This window comes from Siphonobacter sp. SORGH_AS_1065 (assembly GCF_030818595.1).
Classification (GTDB): Bacteria; Bacteroidota; Bacteroidia; order Cytophagales; family Spirosomataceae; genus Siphonobacter.
This window is the reverse complement of sequence record NZ_JAUTAM010000010.1, coordinates 1-12,552: the sequence shown is the minus strand read 5'-3', so window position 1 is coordinate 12,552 and position 12,552 is coordinate 1. Positions and strand designations below refer to the sequence as shown.

The window sequence follows — 12,552 nt, the reverse complement described above, 5'->3', positions numbered from 1 at the left end:
CCCTTCAAAAAAGGCCTGCTCTGTAGTTTTGGTTGAGTGATAAACAATTGCTTTCTAAACTAAAACAATCTATGAAATACCTGTATGTACTCAGTTTTTTGCTGCTGGGTTTCTCCGGCTGGGGCCAGGCCACTGGCGATTTTAAAATCATTATGGACCGCATCTTTGCGGGACTTCAGGCGGGAACCAATGTAACCACGCTGGACGCTTCTACCGCTAGCTTACTGTCGTCAATCAATGCTGATGGTTCCTGGTCAGACATTGACTATTCCAACGCCAGTACTCCTTCGGGCTGGGCTCCCGGTACACACTTCACACGAATGAATACCTTGGCTAAGGCGTATTCTAATACCAGCAGCAGTTATTACGGGAATACCCAGGTCCGCCAGGCCGTCATTCATACTATGAATTACTGGCTGAGCCTGGATCCGGCTCCGGTAAGTTCCAACTGGTTTTATTACGCCATTACCTTACCCAAAGACATTGGCAACGCCTTAATTTATATGAGATACGGTCCACAGCCGGGTCTTGATGCCAGTTTAGAAAGCCAAATGATTACCTGGATGACTAAGGGTGTGAACATTACGACTTCACCGGGTAATACAGGTTCCAATTTGACCGATATTGCTCAGCATTACATCATGCGGGCCTGTCTGACGCAAAATGCCACTCCTTTATCGCAGGCCGTTACTGAAACGGGCAAGACACTAGTAATAACTTCGGGCGAAGGCATCCAGGCTGATTATTCGTACACGGCTCACGGTCAGCAGTTATACATCTACGGATACGGGCGGGAGTTTGTCTCAGGGGTTTGCAACATCGGCACCTATGTAACCGGGACTTCCTACAATTTTACTGCCCAGCAGATCGCCGTTTTTTCGTCGTATGTACGAAAAGGCTTTATGCAGGTAGCCCGGGGAAGATACAATGACTTTAACGTCTATGGCCGGGGCATTACTCGTCCCAACACGGGAATGGCGGATGCGAATTTGATTGAAAGAGTCAAAGGGATAGACCTATCGACTTATGCTTCGGAATACGATGCTGCCCTGAGTCGTATGCGTGGGCAGGCGGCTCCTTCGTACCTGATAAATGCTCAGCATCAGCACTATTGGCGAACCGATTACACGCTTCACCAGCGGCCAGGGTATCTCTTTGGTCTGCGTAGCGTCTCTTCCCGAACGGCTAAATCTGAAAGCGGGAATAATGAAAACCTCAAAGGGTATTACTTAACGGAAGGCGTCAATTTCATTGGTGTGGAAGGAGATGAGTACTATAATATCTATCCGGTGTGGGATTGGAATAAGCTGCCGGGAATCACGGTTCCTGAAATCACCACCTATCCGATTCGAACGAGCTGGGGCGTAAATCCTGGCATGACCTCTTTTGTGGGCGGCGTATCCGATGGAACCTACGGGGTGAGTTGCTACCGAATGAACGATTACAGTACCACGGCTCGTAAGGGTTGGTTTTTCTTTGACGACGAAGTGGTTTGTTTGGGAGCGGGCATTTCATCGTCGGCTACTCAGGCTATTAATACCACACTGAATCAGTGTCTGTTAACGGGCCCCGTCACGGTTTCTGATGGCAATAACGCTGCTGTTGTTCCATCGGGAGATTATATCTATGCTGGTGGAACCGTCAAATGGATTCATCACGATCAGGTTGGGTACTACTTCCCGAGTGCCTCGCCACTCCGATTGCGTCAGGCCGCTCAGACGGGTAGCTGGAGCAGCATTAACGCGGGTTACGCTTCTGATGTCATTAGTAAAGACGTATTTAAACTATGGATTCCTCACGGTACCTCTCCCGCGAATACCAGCTACGCCTACGTCGTTTTACCGGGTAAAAACGCTACCGAGATGGCCGCCTATTCGGGAAGCCACCTTTCGATTATCGCTAATACGCCAGCCGTACAAATCGTTGACAATCGGACCCTTGATCTATGGCAGGTCATTTTTTACGAAGCCGGAACCTTTAGTGCTCAGGGCATTACCCTGAAAGTAGACAAACCCTGTACGCTACTGCTCAAAAACGTAACTACTTCTGAGGTAGCGATTGTGGCTGCTGATCCCAATCAGACCGCGGCGACCTTAAAAGTGGGACTTTCATCGGCGGCTTTACCCGTCATGAAAGAAGTGAAATTTACGCTTCCTCAAGCCAATGGTACCGCTGGTAGCAGTGTGGAAGGCCTAATCAACAGTTCATCGCCCAACTATACGGAACCCGTCGCCGATAGCCCCGTAACCCTGACCACTATTGCTGACACCTACGTACGGGACGGAGCGGCCTATCAGCAGTCCAATTACGGCACTGCGTCCACGCTGGCTATTAAAAACGATGCTGAAGGGTATAAAAGGGAAGTCTACCTGAAATTTGATTTAAGCGGTTTTAATGCTCCTTTAGATAGTGCAATTTTACGTCTGCGAGTCAATAATGCCAATGCCACGGTTACCAACACCACCTGGGAATTTTACGACGTAGCGGATAATTCCTGGACAGAAACGGGGCTGACATGGTCAAACCGGCCCCTGCCCGGCGGTAAGATTGGTGAAGTAAAAGGGTCCGTGGCGGGAACGTATGTAACGTTGAAAATTACCAACGCAGTTCGGGCCCGGCTGGCCAAGGACCAAATCCTGACCTTACGTGTTTCTTCTTCCGCCTACGGAAGTACCACCGATGCCCAGTTTACCGCCCGGGAAAACGCAAATGCCAGCCAGCGGCCTCAGCTTACGTTGTATCCCAGCGTAGTAGCGTATGACCAAGAGTTAGCCCGGGTTACTTCGGTAGCGGATGCCTACGTGCAGGGAGGAGCTAGTGCGGCTACTAATTATGGTTCCCAAACGGTATTAACCCTTAAAAATGACGCAAGTGATAACACCAAACGAGAGGTATTTTTGAAATTTGATCTGGCGAGTTTGCCTTCAACCGCTGGTCAGGTTCTCTTACAACTCTACGTTCCCTACGCCGGAGCCACTATTACCCAAACAACCTGGGAATGCTATGAGGTTGCCGACCAAACCTGGACTGAAAGCGGAATTACCTGGAATACCAAGCCTTCGCCTTCCTTGAAACTAGGCGAGATTTTGGGCACACCGGCGGGAAACTTCGTGACGCTGGATGTAACGGAATGGGTTCGTAGTAAACAAAGACTTAGTGGGGGAGCTAACCCATTGCTGGGTAGTATCAAAATCATTTCTACTTACTCGGGAAGTACAACGGATGCCCAGTTTTCTTCCCGCGAGCAAAGCAACACCACCTTTCGCCCGCAGTTGATTGCGAAAGCTGCTGCCCAATCGTTACCCGTGGTATTAACGCATTTTGAGGGTAAGCGTCTGTCTGAGGAATCTATTGAGTTGAACTGGGCGACCGCTCAGGAGAAAAACAACCGCTATTTCCAACTGGAAAGAAGCAGAGATGCTCAGAATTTCGAGCGTATTTACCAGCTTGTAGGCCAGGGTACGCTTCAAAAGCGGACGTACTACCAATATGTAGATGCCGCAAAAGGAGGGACTTTTTATTACCGACTTCGGCAGACGGATGAGGATGGAAAGCAGACCGTGTCGCGAATCATTGCCGTGACCAGTCCCGCCCCAGTTCTTACCATAGGCCCTAATCCCACGAGTGGATGGGTTCGATTGAACCTGAATCAGGAGCCTACCGAATCCTTGACGGTCGATTTGTATTCATCTACGGGTCAGCACCTGGGGCGTCAAAGCGAACAAAAGGCAATCTTTGACTTCGACTTGTCAGGCCTGATGAAAGGGGTGTATCTCTTGAAAATAAGCTATCAAAATCAAATGCAAACGCTTCGCATTTTACGCCACTAGCAGGTTTGCTAAAGTAACGGATTTCAATGCCAAAGGGGCTACAAAAGTTAAGTGACTTTGACATCTACTCAACTTTTGTAGCACATGTCTTTATTAAGAGAAGCCAAATGCTCGGAGCTATAACGTATTAATTTCCAGATGAACGTCGGATAGGCTTTATCTGAGCGATAGCTATAATCACTCAGCTTCTGAGAAATAGGTAATGGTTTAAAGTATACCTTATCGGGTATACTTTAAACCATTACCTATTTTTTATACCCGATCGGTTACATTTATAAATAAAACAGCCTATATTGTACCCGAAAGGGTATATTATGAACTTGGCAACGTTTATCAAAGAAAGGCGTAAAGCTGTCCATTTAACGCAACCAGAACTAGCCGAAAAAGCGGGCGTAGGCTTACGCTTTCTTCGAGAGCTTGAGCAGGGAAAACAGACGCTGCGTCTGGATAAAGTAAATCAGGTGCTGCAATTATTTGGATATGAGGTCGGACCAGTCCTCATGAATCGCGATCAGGAATCATGAGAAAGGCAACCATAAAAATGGGTACCCAGGTAGCGGGTTGGCTGACCCAGGATGAAAATGGGTATCATTTCATCTATGATTCAGACTATCTGAAAAACCAGGGAGTTAAGCCTATCAGTTTAACATTGCCCTTACAGGAGAAAGCTTTTACCTCCAATGTTTTATTCCCATTTTTCGATGGACTCATTCCAGAGGGCTGGTTACTGGAGATCGCGGAGAAAAACTGGAAGCTTAATCCCAGAGATCGTATGGGATTATTACTGGCTTGCTGTAAAGATTGCATTGGGGCGGTCAGTGTAGAAGAAGTAAAGGAGGAAGACGTATGAAAAGGTGCTTATTCTGTTATAAACCTTTGGAAGAGGAGACAGGCGATTTTCATAAAGCCTGCTCTAAAAAAATATTTGGCCGATTTACCGCTCCCGATTTACCCTATTCGGAAGCTGATTTGGAACCCCTGGCAAAACAGGTCATTCAAAGTCAAACAGCCGTGACGGGTGTACAGGCTAAATTATCCATTCACATCACGGAAAACAGTATTGGTTCTCAACGATTTACCATCGTTGGTTTGTGGGGCGGATACATTTTAAAGCCTCCTACGCTGTTTTATCCTCAGTTACCAGAAGTGGAAGACCTGACCATGCACCTGGCTCAGCTAGCGAAGATTAAAACGGCTCCGCACAGCTTAATCAGGCTAACTTCAGGCCATTTAGCTTACGTTACCAAACGTATAGATCGAACCCCAAAAGGGAAGTTAGCCATGGAAGACATGTGTCAACTGACCGAGCGGCTAACCGAGGATAAATACCAGGGAAGCTATGAGCAGATCGCAAAAACTATTCAGAAATTTTCTGCGAATCCAGGTCTGGACGTCGTAAATTTCTTTGAACTGGTGCTATTTTCTTTTCTGACGGGAAATGCGGATATGCATTTAAAGAACTTCTCCCTGCTGGAACAGCCTCCCTTGGGAATGGCACTTGCTCCGGCCTACGACCTGGTAAATACGGCCTTAGTTAACCCCGCCGATCAGGAAGAGTTGGCTCTTACTTTGAATGGGAAAAAGAAGAAAATCAAAAGGCAGGATTTTGTCACAGCCATGCGTACGCTGAAGATAGAAGAACGGCAGCAGACCAATATTTTTAAAAAGATGGAAAAAGCGTTTCCCCAATGGCTCCATCAAATCGAGATCAGTTTTTTGAGCGAAGACTTTAAAGAACAGTATAGACAGATCATGAGTGACCGATGGCAGAGAATAAAAGAAGAAAATATTTAAATTCAGGTGTTTATAATAAATAATACTATCATATATTATATGTATAATAGTATCAAAAAGATATCATGAATAGCTATTTTAAGGTCACCCATGAACTTGTAAAGTTTTCTTCTGATTTTTCAAATCATTTATTCTGTGAATATAAACATCCCGAAAGTTTTAAAACTTTCGGGATGTTGTACCCAAGGATAACAGGCTCGTCATATAGCTTTAAAGGGTCGTTTTTTCGGCGAAAAGCTTAGCTTACCAACGTTTAATCCGTTAGCTGGTATAAAAGTCAGCCTAGTTCAGTCGGCTTGAGCCATTTTCACGCCTTTCCAATTTGACCTAATCCTTTGCTTTCAAAAATCTTATCTAGTTAGCAGGATAAGGAATGGCTACTCCACTGCTCAGAGGCTCTCCTAAATTGGGAAGGCCATTCGCTTGCTAGGTAAACTTTTGTGCCCTTGGCGAGCGGCCCCGCAACCTTGACCCGATTGCGAATTAGCATGATATAAAATCCAGTCTTCTTTCCCATTCGGAGATTTGAAGAAACAGTTATGACCGGGAGCAAATACATGGCGAGAAGGAGCCTGTTGAAAGATAGGAAGTGCATTTTTCTTCCATGACTTCGCATCCAATAGATTAGCTCCGTCAGTGACAGAAAGCATAACCCACGGAGTTTCTACGGTACTGAGATTTGGAGTGCCCATTCCTTAGAGGGTCGTTGTCTTCTTGAACGAAGGCAGTTGAGGGAATTTCGCTATACCCTTGATCTGCTATTCAAAGTAAAATCCAGAAAATTACTAGCCTTCCTAAAATTTTGACATTTAATAATAGAAGCGTTCACAGATTCAATGCGTTATAGTATATAGTGATTAATGATTCATTTAAATAGGGAAATGTTATAATTTGAGGTTTTATAACATTTTAAGAACGGACGTTGATAGAATGTCATTTTTAATCTTTTTACTTACCTTTACCCGTGGAACACCCCTTTTTTACCCATTTCTCTCTTTTGTCAATTTGTCATGCTTCAAGCTTATGTTGCTTACTTCCGGGTTTCCACCCAACGGCAGAGTCGATCGGGTCTCGGACTCGAAGCTCAGCAAGCGGCCGTCGATGCGTTCTTAAGAAATAGGGGAGAAGAGATCAAGCGATTCACCGATATTGAGTCGGGTCGAAAGAATGACCGCCCCCAGCTTCAGGCCGCCATCGCGTATTGTAAAGCTCATCGAGCCGTCCTTCTCATTGCCAAGCTCGACCGACTCACGCGTAATGTTGCTTTCGTCTTCACGCTTCGGGATGCGGGCGTGGAGTTTGTTTGCGTGGATATGCCTGAGGCCAATACCCTGACCATTGGCATGATGGCTACCATGGCTCAGTACGAACGGGAGCTCATTGCCGAGCGGACCCGGCTCGCCCTGGCTGAGAAAAAAAAGCGAGGGGAGACGCTGGGAAATCCTTTAAATCTAACGGAAGAAAGTAGACAGAAGGGGCGAAGCGTTCAGCAAGCCAATGCCCGGACCAATGAAAATAACCGTAAAGCCGGACTCCTGGCCGAGTCGCTTCGCAAGGGGGGGCACAGCTGGGCCGAGATCACCCGCCTCTTTAATGCCAATGGCTTTTTGACCCGTCGGGGAAAAGCGTTTACCATCAAGCAGGTTCAACGAGTGGTCAAGCTACTAGAACGTTGAGCGGGAAAGCAGTTTGGCGTTTACTCTTCTAGATATGTACAAAGCAAAGAATCGATTTCTAACCTTATGCTTTTAATTCAAATTCTGAATTGTATATATCTTTAATAAGATTTCAAGTTTGTTTAGATTACTCTACTTCTTTTTCGTAATTTATTCTTCGTATTGACAAGTTTAGTAGAAGGATTAAGTATTGATTCAAATCCTTTCTACTTTTATTCTAGTTTTACCCATCGATTGTAAAAATTCCATTGTATTCAGATAGCATTTTTATCTTTTTACAGTACCTAAAAGGACATCATTGATTTCGTTTAATTGTACACTTCAGTAGTCTTTTAAGAAGTTGATAGGACATGAAGCTGATAATTATAAGTTTTCCTGATAAAACAAAACTACGTTTTCGAATGCATGCTTATATTCACCACTCGCGTATGTCCCCAAAAGTAAGTTATGCAACTGATTATCAAAATAGGAATAGACAACTGTAGAAGTAAAACTTTCACTAGTGATACCCCTTTTTGCATTTTTAATTAAGCGATGTGTAGTAGACAAACATCACTCTTCAATAGCACTTATGTGTCAATCTTCCTCTCGGGACAAGTTTTGTAAACTCGCTTACAACAGGTGTACTATGGGGATAGCTCTGGGAAAACATATATTTTAAATGTTCCCTTCGCTACGAGATGAACGCTGTTCTGATGAAAATAATGAATTATGGGGTTATTCTCCAACACGTAGGAGTTATTTCACACTTTATCTTAGTAAAAACTAAAGTCTGTAGCTTCGAATACAAATAATTCTCCCAGTTAAGTTCTTTCCTTACTTCTTTTGGATAGGAGACCGTATACTATATGCTACAGAATAGTATTATTATTCACCTTTCAACCCCTACCAATTAATATCTTTCGTATATATAATCTTCCGGTGTGAAGTATTCAGAAGCAAGTACCATAAGAATGGCATCTTCGGAAAAGTCATCCATTTGATGCCAGTCTTCAGGATTAAGAATTAGGCACTTGTCGGCTGAATTAAGAACAAATTGCTGCTTATGCTGACTGTTATCATTGTAAATGGTACAGGTTCCTTGCAAACATATAGCGGCCTGTATAGTATGATGATGCCGATGTCCGCCCCGAATCGAATTATCTACGCCATAAATGTAGAAAATACGTTTAATTGGAAAAGGAATTACTTTTTCGACTACCGTAAGGTTACCACGTTCGTCGGTAAATGTTTTCAGGTCGATGAGATGAGCCACAAGGTTCTAGATATTGAGTTAATAGGATTTAGTTTGTTTGTAGTAGTCTGGTAGAAACATTTAATGAAAAAATTGACTTTCTGCCAAATTGCTGTTCCCAATGTAGCGGATGCAAAAGTTCATGAAATCCGATATCTTAGTAAAGTGGCAGAATTTGCGTTGCTGCGTAACGCTAATGCCTATACGTATAGTTTATAGAGGCAGGAAATTACATCCCTGTTTAAGACATTCCGTCTTCAGATCGTCGGTAATACCATTTCAGATACGCTTTTTGTCACTAGCATAAAGAGGCCATACGCTGCATGATGTTTCTGAAAGAAATAAACTGCCCGTACTCCTCGGGAATATCGAATTCTTCCAGATCAAAAGTCAGCGTAACCGCCTGCATACGTCTCGGGTTGGATTTCTTTCTATCATGGGTATTTCCACTGCCGTCGCAACGGGAGCTTTCCGGGTAAAGATACGAACCAGGTTAATGAGTTCCCGCCAAAGCGTCTGCGAGCCAAAGTCACTAAATACCAAACCAGGTTCAGGACTTACCGCCACCGAACGAATCTCTACTTTTCTCTGCATGAGTTTTCGAATCAACTCAATTTCAAACACAAATGAATTGGTTTGCGTAGCCAGCATTTCATTCAATACCTCCCGACGCAGAGCCTTGATACCCGCCTGCGTATCTTTGATTCGGGGGGAAAGCAGAAATACATTCAGCATTTTCAGACACTGGGATATTACCTTCCGCTTGAAAGGTAACTGCCGGAAATACTGTTTACTGCGAGCCCCATACACAAACTGACATCTGGGGTTGACTTGCAGTAACTCCACCATCTCTACCACCGGTTCGATGCCGAAGGGAAAATCAATGTCGGTATAAATAATAATTTCACCGTGCGAAGAAGCCGCCCCTTTACGAATGGAGGCTCCTTTGCCCTGGTTTTCCTCATTGTTTAAGAAAAGAATACCCGTCTCCCGGCTCAAGCGTTCGACTTCTTCCATTTGCAAACGGGTAGAACCGTCGTTTGAAATGATGCATTCAAGTTCGTATGCGGGCCAAATGGCCTTGAGTTCCTGCATACGTTTCAGAATCAAATTACTCCAGCCTTCCGAGGGGTTATAGCAGGGAATAACTAGGCTGATTCTCAGGGGTTCGGTACTTACGTTGTTGAAGCCCACGACTAATCAATTCAAATTGTAAAACAAACCAAATCAGCGTACAGGGAATGACTTTCATGAGGTAGGGATAGAAAAACTCCCTACGCCAGAGGGGGGGGCAAAGGTCCGTGGCAGGAAAAATGGCCAGCAAAACGCCCAGCACCGCACAGGTATACGCCCAGCGGGGCCGCTTTCCTTTTTCGAGTAAAATATAGAGAGCCGCTCCTTGAATAGCGATGATGTACGTTTGAGCTTCAGCGGCATGATTAAAGAGAATGACCCATAAGCATAAGTAAGCCAGTAAACTCAAACGAATACTCATTAAACACTCGTTCACTCATCAATTTCATTTAACACTACTGATGCATCATACTTTTTATCTACAATTATCAAAACAAAAGCTGTAGAAGCATAAGTTTGCTTTAAACCTAATTCCTTCTTATAATTCAAAATAATTTGACCCTCCCTGTCTTTTTTTAAGCTAATAGGGTGTAAAAAAAAATCCTCCTCTACTTTAGGCTCTGTTAAGGCAATAACAAATTGTTTAGAGAAATCGATTGAGGTTGATATTTCTTCTTTACCCATCATGGAAGACGAACTGAAAAAAGTATCTAAATCATGTTGTGTATAGATATTAGGATAAGCTAATCGACCATGGACTGAATTATTTATGTAATACCCTTGAGCAACCTTAAAAGGTATATCCGTTTCATTAACATTGGCAGAAATATCATCTTTATCTACGGCTATTATTCTTATTATGTATTCTTTACAAGCTAGAGCATAAATAAAAAATAAGCTTACTGATAAATTGACTATAAGTGCTTTCATTGTCTTTAATGTAGTTAATGAATTCGTTGAATTGGCTTTCATTAATCCTAGATGAACATTTATTTATAGTTAGTAATTTGTAATTGATAGTATATATATTATAAATTAATGATAAAAGTGTGTATAGTTTTTATGTATTGACTATAAGGGGATTAACTTTAAATATTGATCAATACCATTATTGCATCTGTATTGTTTAGTACGTATAGTTTGAACTAAACACTTTTCATTTGATTTAGAAACATTACTACTATTTAGAATATGATGTAAGTGAAAAGCAATTCCACCAAATTTTAAAACTTGTTTGGCAATTCCTGCGTGCATTAAGCGTAAAGCAATATCGTTATCTTCTCTTCCCCAACCGTAAAAATCTTCATTATAGCCATTGACTCTGATCAGATCCTCACGCCAGAACGCCATATTACATCCTCGTAATTTCATAAAATCAGAAATATGATATCGTTTCGAAAAATATTTCCTTAAAATTTTTATACGCAGAACATTGAATTTGTTTTTTAACCCATCTTGTATGGGATGAAATACTAGTTTACCAGTTTGTATTGTCTTTTCTGACAAACGCTTGTTCATCAAAACCCGGCTGCCGGTCATAAACGTGCCCGGTTTGCTGAGTTCCAGATGATCTTCAATGAAATGTTTGTGAAGAATAAGGTCTCCGTCCACCTGAATGATGTAATCCTGGGTAGCTCTGGCGATGGCCTTATTGCGAATTTTAGCTAATTGAAAACCTTCATCCGCCTGCCATACGTGAATCAGAGGCACGGGAAACGTCTTTCTCAGACTTTCAATCAGATCATACGTCTCAATCGTTGAACCATCGTCGGCAATAATAACCTCGTCTGGAAGAACGGACTGACGACTGACACTGAGTAAACAAAGGTGCAGAGCTTCAGGCCAGTTGTACGTTGAAATGAGGAGAGTCGTTTTTACTACACGATTTGAATTAACTGCGGCCATATCCATTGTCACAGGTTTTGATATTGTTCGATACGACCTTTAAGTTTTAGGGTAAAAATTAAGAGCAGGTACTTGAAAAAGTTTTACTATTCCTAGTACACTATATTGTGTAGAATTAATCATTCTAATACCTAATATGTATTATTTAGATAGCATAAATCGAACTCCTAAGTTTAGATTAAACTTTAGAGGGTCTTTTTGGTAAATAGTCTCTAAACTACTTTTATTTATAAAATAATATTCAATCCCTGGCTCTGCCAAGATACTAAGCTTAGGTGTTAATAAATATTGAAAACCTATTGAAGTACGGGCTGCAATATGTAAAGGCTTATCTGTAACACGCTCCGAAATTCCAATAGTAGTTTGATTGTGTAAAGTATAGCTATCTTGGTATGAACCAGTTACTGCTTTTTTAATATGGGACCCAATGGTTAGATAACTAGTAAAACTCTTATACTTCATAATATTAAAATTAAGCTGGATTGGGATACCGATGTAGTGTAGTGTAAGTTCACGTTTTACATATGAATTCGCACTTCCTGACTGTAGCTGAGATTTCAGCTTCGTATAACTTAACCCATAAACAAAGCTTAACCTTTCAGTTAACTGATGTTGAGCAGATATACTAGCGGTGATAGGAGCTTTATACTTGACATCGGTCGCTACAGCTTCAAGTTCATTAGCTAATAGTATATCGTCATATAGTTCTTTGAACGGAGTGCCTGGTAACTCTTCACCGACAATAGGATTTCCATCACTACTAGTATAGCCACTAAACTGTTGACTAGGATCACTAAACATTTGACCTGTAGTTAGGTTCATAGCAAAAGGTTTAACCTTGTGTCTAGTTTTTACTTGGGCTATTTCCTCTTCCAAAGTATCTTTTATTTCTTTCAATAGAGGTTGCTTATCTGTTTTAGCTTTAGCGAGATTAGTACTATCCATCTTATCTATATTTTTCACTAGGGTTTCCCAGGAGACGGTTCGATCGAATAAATAAGGGCTGGCAATAAAATTACTTTTATTTACTTTTGAATTA

Annotated in this window: 12 protein-coding genes; 5 read left to right on the top strand and 7 right to left on the bottom strand. The window is 42.6% G+C overall.

Annotation, left to right across the window (positions count from 1 at the left end; translation table 11 throughout):
• Positions 1-71 precede the first annotated feature (71 nt).
• The 4 genes from QE390_RS24460 (at position 72) to QE390_RS24445 (ending at position 5,624) form a co-directional block, all read left to right on the top strand.
• Positions 72-3,830: a polysaccharide lyase family 8 super-sandwich domain-containing protein gene (locus QE390_RS24460; RefSeq protein ID WP_307144331.1), complete on the top strand. Its 3,759-nt coding sequence runs from the start codon at positions 72-74 to the stop codon at positions 3,828-3,830.
• A 314-nt stretch (positions 3,831-4,144) separates the two neighbouring features.
• Positions 4,145-4,354: a helix-turn-helix transcriptional regulator gene (locus QE390_RS24455; RefSeq protein WP_307144330.1), complete on the top strand. Its 210-nt coding sequence runs from the start codon at positions 4,145-4,147 to the stop codon at positions 4,352-4,354.
• Positions 4,351-4,680 carry a HipA N-terminal domain-containing protein gene (locus QE390_RS24450; protein WP_307144329.1) on the top strand — a complete coding sequence of 110 codons (330 nt, stop codon included), beginning with the start codon at positions 4,351-4,353 and terminating at the stop codon, positions 4,678-4,680. Before QE390_RS24455 ends, QE390_RS24450 begins: the two co-directional genes overlap by 4 nt.
• A complete protein-coding gene (locus QE390_RS24445) occupies positions 4,677-5,624 on the top strand; it encodes a HipA domain-containing protein (RefSeq protein ID WP_307144328.1) in 948 nt (315 codons plus the stop codon). Before QE390_RS24450 ends, QE390_RS24445 begins: the two co-directional genes overlap by 4 nt.
• 401 nt (positions 5,625-6,025) lie before the next feature.
• Here the strand turns inward: QE390_RS24445 and QE390_RS24440 are convergent, their stop codons facing one another.
• A complete protein-coding gene (locus QE390_RS24440) occupies positions 6,026-6,274 on the bottom strand; it encodes a family 43 glycosylhydrolase (protein WP_307144327.1) in 249 nt (82 codons plus the stop codon).
• Between the two features lie 360 nt (positions 6,275-6,634).
• Between QE390_RS24440 and QE390_RS24435 the strand changes: the two genes are divergently transcribed.
• Entirely contained in the window at positions 6,635-7,300 is a 666-nt protein-coding gene (locus QE390_RS24435) for a recombinase family protein (protein WP_307144326.1), read from the top strand.
• 892 nt (positions 7,301-8,192) lie between these two features.
• On the opposite strand, the gene QE390_RS24430 is transcribed toward QE390_RS24435, so the two are convergent.
• The 6 genes from QE390_RS24430 to QE390_RS24405 all read right to left on the bottom strand — a co-directional run.
• Positions 8,193-8,555, bottom strand: coding sequence for an FdtA/QdtA family cupin domain-containing protein (locus tag QE390_RS24430; RefSeq protein ID WP_307144325.1), 363 nt, complete (start codon positions 8,553-8,555; stop codon positions 8,193-8,195).
• Between the two features lie 369 nt (positions 8,556-8,924).
• Positions 8,925-9,629 carry a glycosyltransferase gene (locus tag QE390_RS24425; RefSeq protein ID WP_307144324.1) on the bottom strand — a complete coding sequence of 235 codons (705 nt, stop codon included), beginning with the start codon at positions 9,627-9,629 and terminating at the stop codon, positions 8,925-8,927.
• A gap of 37 nt (positions 9,630-9,666) precedes the next feature.
• Entirely contained in the window at positions 9,667-10,029 is a 363-nt protein-coding gene (locus QE390_RS24420) for a hypothetical protein (RefSeq protein WP_307144323.1), read from the bottom strand.
• 11 nt (positions 10,030-10,040) lie between these two features.
• On the bottom strand, positions 10,041-10,538 hold the full coding sequence (locus QE390_RS24415; RefSeq protein ID WP_307144322.1) for a hypothetical protein: 498 nt from the start codon (positions 10,536-10,538) through the stop codon (positions 10,041-10,043).
• Positions 10,539-10,679: 141 nt separating this feature from the next.
• Positions 10,680-11,519 (bottom strand): glycosyltransferase family 2 protein, encoded by an 840-nt coding sequence (locus tag QE390_RS24410; RefSeq protein ID WP_307144321.1) that lies wholly within the window; start codon positions 11,517-11,519, stop codon positions 10,680-10,682.
• 135 nt (positions 11,520-11,654) lie between these two features.
• A partial coding sequence (locus QE390_RS24405; RefSeq protein WP_307144320.1) for a hypothetical protein occupies positions 11,655-12,552 on the bottom strand: 898 nt, incomplete at its 5' end.